This is a genomic window from Deinococcus sp. AJ005, assembly GCF_009017495.1.
Lineage (GTDB): Bacteria > Deinococcota > Deinococci > Deinococcales > Deinococcaceae > Deinococcus.
On record NZ_CP044990.1, the window covers coordinates 471,864 to 486,456 of the forward strand.

The 14,593-nt window shown below is 64.5% G+C and carries 12 protein-coding genes, 1 tRNA gene and 1 other RNA gene; 8 read left to right on the plus strand and 6 right to left on the minus strand.

Translation table 11 applies throughout. The annotated features are described in order from the left end of the window. Positions 1–15: 15 nt before the first annotated feature. Positions 16–885 (minus strand): sulfurtransferase, encoded by an 870-nt coding sequence (locus tag DAAJ005_RS04330; RefSeq protein ID WP_151846038.1) that lies wholly within the window; start codon positions 883–885, stop codon positions 16–18. A gap of 386 nt (positions 886–1,271) precedes the next feature. On the opposite strand from DAAJ005_RS04330, the gene ssrA reads away from it, so the two are divergent. Together ssrA and DAAJ005_RS04340 are read left to right on the plus strand one after the other, a co-directional pair. Continuing rightward, positions 1,272–1,624: a transfer-messenger RNA gene (ssrA, locus tag DAAJ005_RS04335) on the plus strand. A gap of 67 nt (positions 1,625–1,691) precedes the next feature. Then, positions 1,692–1,773, plus strand: a tRNA-Leu gene (locus DAAJ005_RS04340). A 115-nt stretch (positions 1,774–1,888) separates the two neighbouring features. On the opposite strand, the gene DAAJ005_RS04345 is transcribed toward DAAJ005_RS04340, so the two are convergent. Continuing rightward, on the minus strand, positions 1,889–2,737 hold the full coding sequence (locus tag DAAJ005_RS04345; RefSeq protein WP_151846039.1) for an alpha/beta hydrolase: 849 nt from the start codon (positions 2,735–2,737) through the stop codon (positions 1,889–1,891). Positions 2,738–2,848: 111 nt separating this feature from the next. Between DAAJ005_RS04345 and gatB the strand changes: the two genes are divergently transcribed. Then, the gene (gene gatB / locus DAAJ005_RS04350) at positions 2,849–4,306 is read left to right on the plus strand and encodes an Asp-tRNA(Asn)/Glu-tRNA(Gln) amidotransferase subunit GatB (RefSeq protein ID WP_151846040.1); all 1,458 of its coding nucleotides are present in this window, start codon (positions 2,849–2,851) and stop codon (positions 4,304–4,306) included. A 55-nt stretch (positions 4,307–4,361) separates the two neighbouring features. Next, on the plus strand, positions 4,362–5,042 hold the full coding sequence (locus tag DAAJ005_RS04355; protein ID WP_226342568.1) for a hypothetical protein: 681 nt from the start codon (positions 4,362–4,364) through the stop codon (positions 5,040–5,042). An 87-nt stretch (positions 5,043–5,129) separates the two neighbouring features. Here the strand turns inward: DAAJ005_RS04355 and DAAJ005_RS04360 are convergent, their stop codons facing one another. After that, a complete protein-coding gene (locus DAAJ005_RS04360) occupies positions 5,130–5,786 on the minus strand; it encodes an ankyrin repeat domain-containing protein (RefSeq protein ID WP_151846041.1) in 657 nt (218 codons plus the stop codon). 88 nt (positions 5,787–5,874) lie between these two features. Next, positions 5,875–7,155 carry an NAD(P)/FAD-dependent oxidoreductase gene (locus tag DAAJ005_RS04365; protein ID WP_151846042.1) on the minus strand — a complete coding sequence of 427 codons (1,281 nt, stop codon included), beginning with the start codon at positions 7,153–7,155 and terminating at the stop codon, positions 5,875–5,877. Positions 7,156–7,296: 141 nt separating this feature from the next. Between DAAJ005_RS04365 and DAAJ005_RS04370 the strand changes: the two genes are divergently transcribed. From DAAJ005_RS04370 to DAAJ005_RS04385, 4 genes are read left to right on the plus strand one after another with little or no spacing between them, the layout of a single operon-like run. Beyond that, positions 7,297–8,307, plus strand: a complete 1,011-nt coding sequence (locus tag DAAJ005_RS04370) for an ABC transporter substrate-binding protein (RefSeq protein ID WP_192930863.1) — start codon at positions 7,297–7,299, stop codon at positions 8,305–8,307. After that, positions 8,232–10,655 carry an iron ABC transporter permease gene (locus DAAJ005_RS04375; RefSeq protein WP_151846044.1) on the plus strand — a complete coding sequence of 808 codons (2,424 nt, stop codon included), beginning with the start codon at positions 8,232–8,234 and terminating at the stop codon, positions 10,653–10,655. The genes DAAJ005_RS04370 and DAAJ005_RS04375 overlap by 76 nt, the downstream gene beginning before the upstream one ends. A gap of 22 nt (positions 10,656–10,677) precedes the next feature. Continuing rightward, positions 10,678–11,739, plus strand: a complete 1,062-nt coding sequence (locus DAAJ005_RS04380; protein WP_151846045.1) for an ABC transporter ATP-binding protein — start codon at positions 10,678–10,680, stop codon at positions 11,737–11,739. A gap of 28 nt (positions 11,740–11,767) precedes the next feature. After that, positions 11,768–12,313: a hypothetical protein gene (locus tag DAAJ005_RS04385; protein WP_151846046.1), complete on the plus strand. Its 546-nt coding sequence runs from the start codon at positions 11,768–11,770 to the stop codon at positions 12,311–12,313. Between the two features lie 94 nt (positions 12,314–12,407). On the opposite strand, the gene DAAJ005_RS04390 is transcribed toward DAAJ005_RS04385, so the two are convergent. Next, positions 12,408–14,066, minus strand: a complete 1,659-nt coding sequence (locus DAAJ005_RS04390) for an MDR family MFS transporter (RefSeq protein ID WP_151846047.1) — start codon at positions 14,064–14,066, stop codon at positions 12,408–12,410. Next, positions 14,063–14,551: a MarR family winged helix-turn-helix transcriptional regulator gene (locus tag DAAJ005_RS04395; RefSeq protein WP_226342569.1), complete on the minus strand. Its 489-nt coding sequence runs from the start codon at positions 14,549–14,551 to the stop codon at positions 14,063–14,065. Before DAAJ005_RS04395 ends, DAAJ005_RS04390 begins: the two co-directional genes overlap by 4 nt. Positions 14,552–14,593 lie beyond the last annotated feature (42 nt).

Genomic DNA, 14,593 nt, shown 5'->3' on the forward strand with positions numbered 1-14,593 from the left:
TTCAGGAGAGGCGGATTATTCGCCGCCCTCCTCGCCCAGCGCCACGGCCCGCGCGTCGTCGCTGATCCAGTCGCTCCACGATCCGGCGTACAGGCGATTGTCCGGCCCTAGCGGAACGCCCGCCAGCTCGCGTGCCAGTAGGTTGGGTGTGGCGCTCACCCCGCTGCCGCAATAAGTGATGGTGGGAGCGTTACCCACGTCCAGCCGATCTGCCTGCAACTCGCCGCCTTTCCAGCGGCCCGCACCATCCAGCGCGCCGCTCCAGTCGCGGTTGACCGCCCCCGGAATATGCCCGGCCTTCTTATCTATCGGCTCGGTGTCACCCCGGTAACGGGCAGGCGCGCGCGAGTCGATTAAAAGCGTGTCGGGGGCGCGGTTCTGTACGTCCTCCGCAGTTGCCACGAAGCCGGGCTGCACATCTGGGGTAAAGGTGGCGGGCATGGGTTCCGGGTCTGCGGCATCCACCGCGCCACCCGCCGCCAGATACGCGGGCCAGCCACCGTCCAGCACATAAACCTGCGTGTGCCCCAGCCAGCGCAGCAGCCACCACGCGCGGGCAGCGTAGAAGCCCTGCCCGGTGCTGGGATCGTCGTAGGCCACCACCACGCTATCGTTGCCGATGCCCACGCCGCCCAGCCACTGCGCCAGCGCCGCCGGATGGGGCAGCGGGTGACGCCCGCCCGCGCCGTCCTCCTGCACGGGGCCGCTGAGGTCCGTTTCCAGATCGGCGTAGCTGGCCCCCGGCACATGGCCTTCCATGTACGCGATACGGCCCACCAGCGGATCGCTCAGGGCGTAGCGGCAGTCCAGCACGCGCAGATGGGCGTCTTGCAGATGGTCTAGCAGCCACTCGGCGGATTTCAGGGGAGAGGAGGGTTGGGTCATGGGGCAGGCTACACTGCATAGCCCGGCAACCCTTGAAAGAGTCAGAAATAAAAAGCCCGCCCTCTCGGACGGTGATAAGAAAAATATAGCGCCAGATGCAGCGTTTGTCAATTTCATGCAAGCCCTGCTGAAAAAGCAATTCCAGACGGTATTTTTCGCATCTTTGCGAAGAAGAGAGTGCATAGTGCTGCATGCCCCTCGCTCATGCCAGAGGCTTTTGAAATCAGCCCCCACCTTATCTGCAAGGGCAGCCGGGCGGTGCAGCACAAGGCCGACTCTGAACGCAGCAAAAAGACTGCCGGGCAGGGTAAATAGTGGAAATGGTCTATGTACTTTTCATCTGTGACTGCTAGAATGTTGCTGTCGGTGAAAGCCGATCAACATCTGGGGGTGACCCGGTTTCGACAGGGGAACTGAAGGCGCTGTTGCGTGTCGAGGATTCCGTTGGCCTCGTTAAAAAACGGAAAAGCCATTAACTGGCAACCAGAACGAATTTGCTTTCGCTGCATAAGTGAAGCCAGTGACCGTGAAGCCCTGCCTTTGGCGTCGCGCGAGCTGAAACAAAAGAAGGCTAGTCCGGGCGATGTTCTGTAGTCCAGGGCGAAACTAAACAGAAATAAGGAAGGGGGAAACCCGCCCACTGGTGGCCCCTGACCCGACAATTAAACAGTGGGATACACACGTAGACGCACGTTGGACGGACTTTTGGACGGCGGTTCGACTCCGCCCACCTCCACCAGACGAGGAAGACCCTGCCACCCCGGCGGGGTTTTTCTCTATATTAAGTGCGCCTGCAATGGGCGTGGGCCGGGATGGCGGAAGGGTAGACGCATTCGACTTAAAATCGAACGGGAAACCGTGCGGGTTCAAATCCCGCTCTCGGCACCAGATAGACCAGACCTCGCGTGATGCGGGGTTTTCTATTATCCGGCGGGCGCTTTCCGGCTTCGGCTCCTTCGAGCGACTCGCTTCGAGTTTAAGAGTGATGGCGACCTTTCCTGACCTAACTGTTCACCTGCGCTCGCAGCCATTCCAGCGCCGCCTCGCCGGAATTCAGCACGGAAATGTGGCCGTCTTCAGGACTTCTCCACAGTTCCGCCGTGGGGCAGTGGGCCAGCAGCCATTCGCTGTGCGTGCTGGGCACCACGCGGTCCTGTGTGCCATGCAGGAGCAAAATGGGCGCGTCGATCTGCGACGGCGCAAAGCCCCACGGAGCGACATACGCCAGATCATCCGCAATCAAGCCACCGGGGCCATGCTTCATTCCTGGCCCCACCACGCTGTTCATCCACTTCCACGGGCCGGAGAGGGCGGCGTAGTCGGCAGGCGTGAAGGTTTCGGGGTCAAATTCAGGTTCGGATGCCTCGTAAGCCTCTTTCGCCGCGCGCCCTTCGGCAGACGCCCGCAATGACGCCGCGCCCGATGGATTCATGCCGCCGAAATAGTCCAGCCCAGCCGCCCCATACGGAGCCAGCCCCGCCATGCTGACCACGCCCAGCACCCGTCCCGGCAGCAGCGCGGCACAGGCCAGAGCGTGCTGCCCGCCCCCTGAATGGCCCATCACTGCAAATTCTTCGATGCCCAGCGCGTCCGCGATCTGTTCTACATCCCGCGCCGCTGAAGCCACATCCCGGCCCGGCAGCGGGGAGGAACCGCCGTAGCCGGGGCGATCATGCGACACCCAGCGGAGATTCAGCCGCCTCGCCGCCTCAAACAGAGGTTCGGGCGGCGCACCGATGTTGGGCGTGCCGTGGTGCCAGAACACGGTCAGAGGATTGTTCAGCTCCTTCACGGCTGTGTCGTAGATGTGAAGGGTGCGGCCATCTTCAAGGGTCAGATCGGTCTCGGTCATGGGTGGACCTCCTTTATGTGTGGGACTATTTTATCACCGAGATTCTGTTGTGGAAGAATTTAGTCTGAATCCTTCTCTTTCGTCCCGTACCCCGGCGCTATCCTGCCCCTCATGTCTCAAGCGGCTCAATCTTCAATAACCCAGTCCCAAACAAACCAGCCTTACGCGGTGGTGATCGGTCTGGAGGTTCACCTGCAACTGCGGACGCGCAGCAAGATTTTCAGCGATTGTCCCGCCGATTATCACGGTGCGGCCCCGAACACCTTCACCGATCCGCTGACGCTGGGCCTGCCCGGCACGCTGCCCACCCTCAACCGCGAGGCCGTGGAACTGGGCATCATGTTCGGCCTGGGCCTCAACTGCGACGTGTCCGGCTTCACGCAGTTTCACCGCAAGAACTACTTTTACCCCGACGCCCCCAAGAACTTCCAACTCTCACAATATGACCGCCCGATTGCGCGGGACGGTTATCTGGACATCGCCGGGCGGCGAATTCGCATCATGCGCGCCCACCTGGAGGACGACGCGGGCAAGCTGATGCACCCGGCCTACGCGCCCTACAGCCTGCTGGACCTCAACCGTGCCGGGTCCCCCCTGATTGAAATGGTGACGGAAGCAGACATCACCAATGCCGAACAGGCCCGCGCCTTTCTGGAAACCGTGCAGGCCATCGCGCAGGCGCTCGGCGTCAGCGATGCCACCCCCGAAGAGGGCAAGATGCGCTGCGACGTGAATCTCAGCGTCCATAGGCCCGGCGAGCCGTGGGGAACCAAGTGCGAGGTCAAGAACCTCAACTCGTTCCGCAGTGTGGAGCGGGCCATCGTGTACGAGACGGCCCGGCAGACCCGCGTGCTGGACGACGGCGGGCGCATCACCCAGGACACGCTGGGCTGGGACGAGGGTGGCGGCAAGACCTTCCTGATGCGGACCAAGGAGGGCGAGGCCGATTACCGTTACTTCCCGGAGCCGGACCTGCCCCCGCTGGACATCACCCCCGAGTGGATCGAGCGGGTGCGGGCGCGGATGCCCGAACTGCCCGCACAGAAGCTGGAGCGGTATCTGGCGGCGGGCGTGCGCGAAAACGACGCCGTGACGCTGAGCCTGAACGTGGGGCAGTCCCGTTTCTACGACGAGGCGTTTAAAGCCGGGGTGGATGCCCAGAAGCTCGCCAACTGGTTGTTGACCGATGTGACGGGCGCTCTAGCCTTCTCCGAACAGCGTCTGGAACAGTCGGCCCTGCAACCCGCCCACCTCGCTTCCCTGGTGCGCCTGATCGATGCCGGAACCATCAGTGGCAAGATCGCCAAGGAACTGCTGCCGGACGTGCTGGCGGGCCACGATCCGGCGGCGCTGGTGCAGGAGCGCGGGCTGAGCGTGGTCACCGACACGGGCGCAATTGACGCGGCCATCGACGCCGCCATGAGCGCTGACCCGGCCACGGTGGAAAAGGTACGCGGCGGCAACATAAAGGCCATGAACGCGCTGTTTGGCCCAGTGATGAAGGCGATGGGCGGCCAGGCCAAGCCCGAAGTGGTGCGCGAACGCCTGACGCACAAGCTGGGGCTGTGAAGGCCGGGACCCTGAAGGCCGGGACCCTGAAGGCCGGAACTACGAGGCTGGCCCAGTGAACCCCATTCCCAGCCTGCCGCCCCTGCGCTGGCGGGCGCTGGCGCTGGGTTTCCTGTGGGCCGAGGTGGTGGTGGTCTTCGGCATGGTGGCCTTTATCCTGCTGCGGGGCCAGCCGGGGCCACAGGAATGGATCAACGCCTTCGATTCCTTTCTGGCCGCGCTGGTGCTGATGTGGTGGACACTGGTGTTCACCCGCGTGAGTGCGGGCGAGGCCACGTCGCCGGGAAACGGCACGCTGCGTGCCCTGACTGTAGCCTTTCCGTGGCTGACCTCCTTCCGGGCGGCGCTGTGGGGTGTGACCCTGCTGGGTCTGGCGACGGGCGGCGCACCCGAGGCCAATACACTGGCACTGACGGCCCTGATGACCGTGTGGGGCGCGGCGATTCTGGCCAGCAACGCGGTCAACGGCTCTCTGGTGCGGCTGGCCCCGGAACCCGCTGATCTGGCCCGGCGCAAGCGGCTGATGGATTGGCTCAACCTCTCGGCAGCGCTGGCGCTGGGCATGGCGGTGCTAAACGTGGTGCCTATCGTGGGCTTTTCGGCCAGCACCACGCTGTCGTCGCAGGTGGTCTACGGCGTGGGCGGCCTGCTGGACGTCGTGGCCACCGTGCTGGCCCTGTGGACGCTGATGGCGCGCAGCAGGTTGGGAGAGCGGCAGGCTGTCAAGGGTGGATAGTTCATTCGGGTTCCGTGTGTTTCCATCTCGTGTCCGCTCAGATCAGGCCGTTTTTGCAGACGATTGAAGTCGAGTCGGGAGTTGGCATCAGCCCCCGGCCAGCAATTTCACCATCTCCGCGTAACCGAGCTGGCGGGCGTGTTGCAGCGGGGTCACGCCCTCACGGTCCGCGATCTGGCGGTCTGCGCCGTGGATCAGCAACTCGCGCACGATCTCGGTGTGGACCTTGCCGCCGTCGCCCAGGATCACCGCTTCCAGCAGCGCCGTCCAGCCCAGATTGTTGATGTGGTTCACGTCGATCTGCGTGGTTTGCAGAAGCTCGCGCACGTAGGGTAGGTGGCCCCGGTCTGCGGCGGGAATCAGGGCGGTGCCGCCGTAGCGGTTGGTGCGGGTCAGGTCAGGGTTGGCCTTCAGGACCTCGCGCAGCATGGCGACGCTGCCGGTCTCGCCCGTGACCAGCAGGGCGTTGTTCCGTTGGTCATCCTGCGGATCGGGGTCCGCGCCCGCCGCGATCAGGGCGCGGGCCACCGCCACATGGTCTCCCTTCGCGGCCCAGGTCAGTGCGGTGCGTCCGGTGCCGTCTTTAGCATCGGCAGACGCGCCCGCTTTGAGCAGCGCTTGAACCCGCTCCAGATCGCCGTTTTCTGCGGCATTGAGCAGTTGTGCATTCAGTTCGTTTTGCCTGTCAGTCGTCACAATGGCCCCCTTCGCGCTGCCTGCCGAACCCGCCGTCACCGGGAACATGGGGAGACTGCCCAGTAGCGCCAGTCCGAGAATCCATGTTCTGGACCGCTCTCTCACGCCCTTCGTCTGTCCTGGCCTAGCCTGCACGTCAGCCGCCGCGTGGACGGCTCAATGCGGCCAGATCGTCCAGCACTATGGCCGCCGCCTTCTCGCCGCTTTCCATCGCGCCCTGAATGCCGCTCATGGAGGTAACCTCGGAGGCCAGCAGCACGCCCTCCATGTTCGTGGCATGGCTGGGCAGGGTGGCCGCGTAACCCGGCGGCTGCGGGTACTGTGCGTGCTGGATGCGCTCTACCGCCAGCGTCCGCAACCCGGAGACCGCCGCCTCGCCGTACCAGTGTTCCAGCTCACCGCGCACGCTGGCGTCCAGTTCGGCATCATCTTCCGCGTGATTCCCCAGCGCCGTGACCGCCAGCAGATGCTGCCCCGGCGGCACCCGCCCCGGCAGCACGTTGCTGAGCCACTGGGCGTTGTTGATCAGGCCCATTTCGGCGTTCAGCAGCAGCCTGGTCTGGGTATCCACCTCCTGATCGGCGGCGTAATACAGGTAGGTGCTGCCCAGACTCCCGCGTGAGATGTTCTGGCCCAGCAGCGCCGCCGCCGTGTTCGGATCGGTGGCGACGATAACGTTCCCCGCGTCCACCTCCCCGGCAGAGGTTTGAAGGGTGACGTGAGAGCCGTGCGCCGTCAGCCCCATTACCCGCACGTTGACCTGAACATCCAGCCCCTTCGCCAACTGCTGCGGAATGGCGCTCATTCCCGCTCTGGGCAGCGCCGCGCCACCATCAATCAGCATGCGGAGGTAATAGCGGAACAGCCGCGCGGAGGTATCCAGCTCGCGCCGCAGGAAGATTCCGCCGAAGAAGGGGCGAAAGAAATTGTCCAGCGCGGCCTCGCTGAAGCCCTGGCCGCGCAGATAACTCTCGGTGGTTTCATCGGGGCCGGTCAGCAGGGTGTGGGGCGGCGGAAGCAGCAGCTCCAGCGCCAGTTTGCCCACCCGCAGCTTGTCGGCTACGCCCAGCACGCCCGTGGTGAGCGTGCTGGGCAGCGCCGCCGGATCACGCCGGGGATCGCCCAGCACGTCCTCGCGCCTGCCGCGCCGCACGGCAGCCGAGGGCGGAATGGGGACCAGATCCAGCGCCTCCAGATCCAGGTTGCGTTTCACCGCCGGGTAGCTGGGAAACAGCACCTGATACCCGGCGTCCAGCGTGAAGCCGTCTACCACGCGCGAGCGCACCCGTCCGCCCAGCACCCCCGAAGCTTCCAGCACCCGCACCCGCTGCCCGGCCCGGCTCAGGATTCGCGCCGCCGTCAGCCCCGCGAGGCCCGCGCCTATGACCACTGTGTCTATGTGCCGCGTGTCGTGCATGGGTCACAGGGTACGGGATGGGAGACAGGACAGGGGGGGAGAACCAGAAGTCTGGCGTAGACTCCAATGGCACAACTGTCACTTTTTCACGCCCAGAAGCCCCCTGCGGTCTTCGCCCTTTTTCTCTGTTCTGGAGGTTTCATGAAACGACTCTTGACTCTGACCCTTTTTGCCACGGCGGCCACGGCTGGCGCGCAGGGCAACCTGACCTTCGTGTGCGGCGCACAGGCTGACTGGTGCCAGGTGGTTGCTAACGCCTACAAGAAGGAAACTGGCGGCGAGGCCAAGTTTCTGCGCCTGTCGGCAGGCGAGTCGCTGGCCCGGTTGCGTGCCGAGAAGGCCAACCCCAGCTTCGACGTGCTGTTCGGCGGCACGGGGGACGTCCACGAGGCGGGCACTAAGGAAAAGCTGCTGACGTTCTACAAGCCCAAAGCGTGGAACGAGCTGTATCCAGAACTCCGCAAGCAGGTCAAGGATGCCTACATTCCGCTGTATACCGGGGCGCTGGGCCTCGCGGTCAACGACACTGTGCTGAAGAAGCGCAACCTGGCCGCCCCCACCGACTGGCCCGATCTGGGCGATCCCAAATACAAGGGCCTCATCGCCATGCCCAACCCCAACACCTCCGGCACGGCGTACACCATGATCACCACGCTGATCCAGATTTACGGCGAGGACAAGGCGTTTGACCTCCTGAAGAAGATTCACAACAATGTGCCGCGCAACGGCTACACCCGCCCCGGCTCCGGCGCGGCGTTCCTGGCGGCGCGCGGCGAGGTGGCCGTGGGCGTGACCTTCCTGCACGACGCGGTGGCGCAGAACGTGCGCGGCTTCCCGGTGCGGGCCGTGGCTCCCAAAGCCGGGACGGGCACCGAGATCGGCGGCGTCAGTCTGGTCACGGACGGCCCCAACGCCGCCGCAGGCAAGCAGTTTATCGACTTCGTGCTGAAGCCTGAAACGCAGAAACTGGCGGCGACGGTGGAATCCTTCCAGATCCAGTCTAACGCCAAGACCCCGGTGGCCGCTGCCTCGCCCAAGCTGGACAAGATCAAGCTGATCGACTACGACTTTGGCAAATGGGGCGACAGCGCCACCCGCGCCCGTATCATCTCGCGCTGGACCAAGGAGGTCTTTCCATTACCACGGCGGTAATCCCTCCCGTTTCGGAAAGGAACCGGGCTGGAGTTCAGATTGCCCTGCTGCTGTGGCCGCTGCTGGGGTTGCTGGCCTTCTGCGTCCTGCCCTGGGCGCGTGAGGGCCGAGCCTTCCTGGCGGGTGGCCCCAGCGGTCTAGCGCTGCTGGGAACCCTGCCCGTGCTGTGGGTGCCGCTGATTGCTCTGGTGGCCACCCTGGCCCTGAGCTTTCTGGGCCGCGCCACCCGCGCCCCGCCCACGCTGGCTGCCGCCCTGGCCGGGTTTCTGGTTACGGCCTTTTTCATCGTGTTCAGGAACGAACCTGCCGATCTGGGCGCCCTGATCACCGCGCTGGCGCTGCTGTCGGTCACCGGCATGGCGCTGTCGGACACGGGAATCATCAAGGCGGACCGCTTCATCGCCAGTTCGACGCTGTGGGTGGGCCTCTTTCTGATCCTGTTCGTGATGTTCCCGCTGTACAGGGTGCTGCGAGGTGCGTTTGGGGAAACGGGTTTCTCGCTGGAAGCCTTCCGCAGCGTGCTGACTTCTCCAGCGTTCTTCGTGCTGGAGAACGAAACCACGGCGCGCAGTGAGGCGACGCTGGCGCTGATCGCCACCATTATCGGCGCGGTGGCCGGACTGGGGCTGTCGCTGTGGCGCAAGCGCCCGGTCTGGGTCATCCTGCGGAATACCCTGCTGGCGGCGCTGGGCGTGGGCATCTTTGCTGCGCTGTACTTCGGCTTCGGGGCGCTGCGGAACAGCGTGTTGCTGGCGATCAGTGTGGCGACGGCAGCCACGGCTCTGGCACTGGCCTTCGCGCTGCTGGGCACACGCAGCCGGGTCCCGTTCGGGCCGTATCTGTTTGTGCCGCTGGCGCTGGCGGGGTATGCGATTGGCTCGCTGGCGGCCAGCACACCACAGACCGCCGGGCTGGGTATTGTGTTCAAGGCCATCGGCGTGTTGGCCGGGGTGGGGCTGGCGTGGTGGCTGACCCGGCGGCGCATCACGGCGGGCAAGCTGCTGGGCGTCTTCTCGCTGCTGCCGATCATCACGCCGCCTTTCGTGATCGGCTTTGCCCTGATTTTCCTGCTGGGCCGCCAGGGACTGATTACCAGCGGCATCCTGGGCCTGGACACTGACGCGCTGCTGGGGACGCTGGGCGTGGGCATCGCGCAGACGCTGGCCTACACCCCGATTGCTTATCTGGTGCTGGTAGGCGTGGTGAAAAGCCTGAACGGCACGCTGGAGGAGGCCGCCGTCACCCTGGGTGCAAGCCGCTGGCACGTCCTGAAAACGGTGATCTGGCCCCTGGTGCGCCCTGGCCTCGCCAATGCCTTTCTGCTGACCATCATTGAAAGTCTGGCCGATTTCGGCAACCCCTTTGTGATGGGCGGCTCGTTCCTGGCGACACAGGTGTATTTCTCGGTGGAGTTCAACCCCGCCGAGGCGTCGGTGTACGGCACGGTGCTGCTGGCCCTGAGCGTCTCGGCATTTCTGGCGCAGCAGGCGTGGGTGGGCCGCACCAGTTTCACCACGATTACGGGCAAGCCCGCAGCGGGCATGGTGACGCCTTTGCCAGCCGTGCTGGAGCGTGTGCTGCTCTTCGTGTTCATGATCTGGGTGCTGTTCGTGGGCGCGGTGTACGGCAGCATGTTCTTTGGGGCGCTGGTCAAGCTGTGGGGCTTCGACAACACCTTCACCTTTGAACACATCCGCAACCTGTCTGTAGGCTCGCTGGGCGTGTTCTTCAACACCCTCAAGATCGCGGCCATCAGCAGCCTGCCCGTTCTGATTCTCAGTGTGGTGATCGCCTACCTGATCACGCGGCAGAAGTTCTTCGGGCGCGGCTTTATTGAACTTGGCTCGCTGCTGTCCTTCGCCGTTCCCGGCACCGTGATCGGTATCGGGTACATCCTGGCGCTGAACAGCGGGTTCGCGTACATGACCGGCACCATGCTGATCCTGATCGTCGCGTTTATCTTCCGCAACATGCCGGTGGGCATCCGCTCCGCCGTCGCCAACCTGCGCCAGATTGACCCGGCGCTGGAGGAGGCCAGCACGACACTCCGCGCGGGCAGTTTAACGACGCTCTGGCGGGTAGTGATGCCCCTGATCCGCCCGGCGCTGATCTCGGCGCTGATCTTCGCTTTCGTGCGGGCCATGACCGCCATCTCGCAGATCATCTTCCTGATCTCGCCGGACCACAAAGTAGTCACCAGTGAAGTACTGAGCATGGTGGAACGTGGGCAACTCGGGGATGCGGCGGCACTATCCGCACTGCTGGTCTTCACGCTGGCCGTCGTGATTGCCCTGATGACCTGGGGCGTGGGCCGGATGGGCGGCTCAAAGGCGGGAGTAAGCGTATGAACATCATTCTTGAGGGGAATCCATGACCGCCACCCAATCCCGTCCACCCTCCACCCCCAACAGTGGGGCGGCCCCGGTCAAGCTGGAGGGCGTCACCAAGCGCTTCGGCAAGACCACCGCTGTGCAGAGTGCCAATCTAGAGGTGCAACCCGGTACGTTGGTCACGCTGCTGGGTCCTTCGGGCTGCGGTAAGACCACCATTCTGCGGATGATCGCCGGGCTGGAAACCATCACCGAGGGCAAGCTGTCTATTGACCACGAGGACGTGACCCAGCTCTCGGCGGCGCAGCGCGACGTGACGATGGTGTTCCAGAGCTACGCGCTATTTCCGCACCTGAGTGTGCTGGAAAACGTTGCTTACGGCCTGCGCGTCGCACGCCGCCCCGACGCTGCCGAGGCTGCCGAGGAAGCCCTGAAACTGGTGGGGCTGGGCGGCTACGGCAGCCGCGCCCCCTCACAACTGTCGGGCGGGCAGCAGCAGCGTGTCGCACTGGCCCGCGCGTTGGTCATGAAACCCAAAGTCCTCCTCTTTGACGAACCGCTGTCCAATCTTGACGCCAAGCTGCGCCGCCAGATGCGAAACGAGATTCGTGCCATTCAGCAGCAACTGGGCATCACCGCCGTGTACGTGACCCACGATCAGGCCGAGGCGCTGGCAATCTCGGACGTGGTGGTGGTCATGAGCGCGGGCAAAATTGAGCAGATCGGCACCCCTGAAGACCTGTACCGCCGCCCCGCCAACGCCTTTGTCGCGGACTTTATCGGCGAGGCCAACCTGCTGCAAGGCACCTATGACGGGCAGAAACTCGGCTTCGGCAATGTCTTCTTGCCTTACACGCAACCCGGCGCACCCACAGGTGACGTGCGCGTGCTGGTGCGGCCCGAATCCATCTCGTTCAGCGAAACGGGGCTGGCTGGGCGCATCACTTCCGGCGCGTACCTGGGGGCCATGACCGAGTACACCATTGAAACCTCTGCTGGGGCCGTGTTGATCGCCCCGCCCTCCGAGTCCACCATTTTGCCCAACGGCAGCGACATCCACCTGGATTTCCGCAGCAATGGCCTGTACATCCTGCCCGCCTGAAATTAACCTCTACCCCAAGGAGTTCTCCATGCGCTATTTGATTCTGACCGCTGCCCTGCTGTTGCCTCTCGCCTCTGCCCAGATGTCTGTGTCCGATATTCCCGCCCTGCCGCCGGGGACGGTGGCCCAGGCCACACCTGCCGCTCCCGCACAGGCTGGCCCCGTCGCCAAAGTGGAGATTCAGGATGTGGAGATCACGGCCCCGGTCAGTACCAGTGCCACCCCCACCGTGGCCAGCGACGACGTAGGAGAGGTCATGATTCCCGTTCTCGCCACCGACAAGGACGGCAACCCGGTGACGGGCGTGGCCGTGACCTGGGAGGTCAAGAACACCGGCAAGAATCCGGTCTATGTGATTTCCGTGGCCGTGGACGGCAAGGCGACAGACATTGCCGCGACGGTTGCCCCGGATGAGACGGTCAAGTACGAAACTATGACCGGGGCAGACGGCACAGTTACGCTGCTGCTGAACGCCACCGCCAGCACCGCCGCCGCGTTGAAGCTGACTGCATCTACTGGAGAGGTCAAAAACCTGCGTGACGCGGCACAGACGATTGACTGGATCGGTCAGTAAACGCGGGTAGAGAGGACTGCCAGTTGCTTTCCAGAATCTAGAAAAAGAAGCCCCAGCAAACGCCGGGGCTTTCTTATTCCTGTTCCAACTCTGTTCAATCCGTCGCCTGTGCGTTCCCCTGGCCTGCGCTCTTCACGCTATTGACCTCAACTGTGTGCGTTTGCCGTCCCAGCAGTGGGCGTTCGGGCAGTAGCAGGGCGGCCACGAAGGCCAGTGCTACCAGAATGGCCGACACCAGGAACACCTCGTCAATCGCGCCCACCATGACGTTTCTCAGGGCCGCCGTGATCTGGGCCAGCAGTTCGGGCTGTCCGAGTTTCGCCAAAGCTCCGCCCAGTTGTGCACTGGCTTCCGGGCTGGTCAGCAGGTTGGGGCTGGCGATGGCGTCCTGCAAGGGGGCGGGCAGGGTTCTGGCGGCGGCGGGGAGCTGTGCGCCCAGCTTGTCGGCCAGTTGCGCGTTGACCAGCGCCCCGAACAGACTGACCGCCAGCGTGCCGCCGATCTGCCGGAAAAACTGGTTGCCGCTGGTGGCGCTGCCCAGTTTCTCGCGCGGCGAGGCGTTCTGCACGGCCAGGGTAAGCTGGCTGTTGACCGGCCCCAGGCCGATGCCCAGCAGGATCATGGTGCCCACCGCCAGCCACATTGGGGTGGTCAGGCTCAGGGTGGAGGCCAGCACGAGGGCGGCGGCGGCCACAAACGCTCCAGCGACGATCAGTTTCTTGTAGCGCCCGGTGCGGCTCACGAGCTGGCCTGACAGCGTGCTGGTCAGGATCATGCCGCCCATCAGCGGGGCCAGGGCCAGACCGCTGCCCGAGGCCGAGCTACCGCGCACGCCCTGCATGTACAGCGGCAGGTACAGAATCGCGGCGTACATGCCCGCGCTCACCAGAAATCCGGCCAACGAGGCGATGGCGATGCCCCGGTCTTTCAGGAGATGCAGGTCCAGGATGGGCCGCGCCTGACGGTTGCTGTGGAAGGCGTAGCCCATGCCCAGTGCCAGCGCTCCGGCCAGCAGGCCCAGAATGGGGGCGCTGATCCAGGGGTAGGTGCCGCCGCCCCAGGACATCGCCAGCGTCAGCGTGGTGACCGAACCGGCCAGCAGCGTTGCGCCCAGTGCGTCAAAGCTGCCGCCCGTGCCGGGGGCGATCACGGGCTTGGGCAGACGGAAAAAGCGCCAGATAAAGTACGCCGCCAGCAGTGCGAAGGGCAAGTTGACGAAGAACACGCTGCGCCAGCCCAGATGATCGGTCAGGAAGCCGCCCACCAGTGGCCCCACCACGCTTGAAACGCCCCAGACCGCCCCGGTGTACCCCTGGTAGCGCCCGCGTTCAATCGGGGTGAACAGATCGGCAATCGCGGTGAAGCTCATCGCCATCAGTGCGCCGCCGCCGATGCCCTGCACCGCGCGCAGGATGATCAGTTGCTCCATGTTCTGCGCGAAGCCCAGGCCCACGCTGCCCAGCGCGAACACTGCGATGCCCAGCAGGATCAGCGGGCGGCGGCCCACCCGGTCACTGATCGTGCCCACTACCGGAATGGTGATGGTGGTGGCCAGCGAATACGCCGTGAACGCCCAGGCGTACAGGTGAAAACCGCCCAGGTCGCTGATCACGCGCGGCATGGCGCTGCCCACCACCGTCAGGTTCAGGCTGGACAGAAACAGCACGGTCAGGATGCCGACAAAGGCCATGATCTTGTCGCGTTCGCCCAGGCTGGAATGGGCCTGGACGGCTGGACTGACTGGGATACTCATACGTGGACCTCTTCGGGAGTGGGCATGGGGGCGCTCAGGGCGTCGTGGAGGGCCTGCATGGCATTGAGCGCCGCCTGGACACGCTGCGGTGGCAGGTGGCCGAAGTGCGAGACGACGATGGTCTGCCCGGTCTCGCGGGTGCGGGCGCGGGTGGCCTCGCCCTGTGGGGTCAGGTGCAGGTGAAAGCAGCGCAGGTCGGCGGGGTTACTGATCCGCGCTACCAGACCCGCCGCCACCAGCTTGGACACGATGCGCGTCACCGTGGGGGCGGGCAGACTCTGCTTGCTGGCAATGCGTCCTGGTGTTTGCGCGCCGTCCATGATGGCGGCCAGCACCAGCAGTTCCTTGGTGTTCAGGCCCAGTGCGGTTTCCAATGGCTCATCCAGCGCCTGCCGGAAGCGGCGCGACAGCCGCAGCGTCAGCCGCATCAGGTCATACAGCTCATCGGTCTGCGTTGCGGGTGGGGGAGAGGAAGGTAAACTCATTTCATCTGGAAGTATTTCAGATGAAAGTGAATGAGGCAAGTC

What these genes read in the sequence shown, in the direction of transcription:
- DAAJ005_RS04395 (WP_226342569.1), bottom strand. Translation starts at nt 14,551, where the DNA reads ATGAGTTTACCTTCCTCTCCCCCACCCGCAACGCAGACCGATGAGCTG.
- DAAJ005_RS04375 (WP_151846044.1), top strand. Translation starts at nt 8,232, where the DNA reads ATGGGGCGACAGCGCCACCCGCGCCCGTATCATCTCGCGCTGGACCAA.
- DAAJ005_RS04385 (WP_151846046.1), top strand. Translation starts at nt 11,768, where the DNA reads ATGCGCTATTTGATTCTGACCGCTGCCCTGCTGTTGCCTCTCGCCTCT.
- DAAJ005_RS04390 (WP_151846047.1), bottom strand. Translation starts at nt 14,066, where the DNA reads ATGAGTATCCCAGTCAGTCCAGCCGTCCAGGCCCATTCCAGCCTGGGC.
- DAAJ005_RS04370 (WP_192930863.1), top strand. Translation starts at nt 7,297, where the DNA reads ATGAAACGACTCTTGACTCTGACCCTTTTTGCCACGGCGGCCACGGCT.
- DAAJ005_RS04360 (WP_151846041.1), bottom strand. Translation starts at nt 5,786, where the DNA reads ATGTTCCCGGTGACGGCGGGTTCGGCAGGCAGCGCGAAGGGGGCCATT.
- DAAJ005_RS04345 (WP_151846039.1), bottom strand. Translation starts at nt 2,737, where the DNA reads ATGACCGAGACCGATCTGACCCTTGAAGATGGCCGCACCCTTCACATC.
- DAAJ005_RS04365 (WP_151846042.1), bottom strand. Translation starts at nt 7,155, where the DNA reads ATGCACGACACGCGGCACATAGACACAGTGGTCATAGGCGCGGGCCTC.
- gatB (WP_151846040.1), top strand. Translation starts at nt 2,849, where the DNA reads ATGTCTCAAGCGGCTCAATCTTCAATAACCCAGTCCCAAACAAACCAG.
- DAAJ005_RS04380 (WP_151846045.1), top strand. Translation starts at nt 10,678, where the DNA reads ATGACCGCCACCCAATCCCGTCCACCCTCCACCCCCAACAGTGGGGCG.
- DAAJ005_RS04330 (WP_151846038.1), bottom strand. Translation starts at nt 885, where the DNA reads ATGACCCAACCCTCCTCTCCCCTGAAATCCGCCGAGTGGCTGCTAGAC.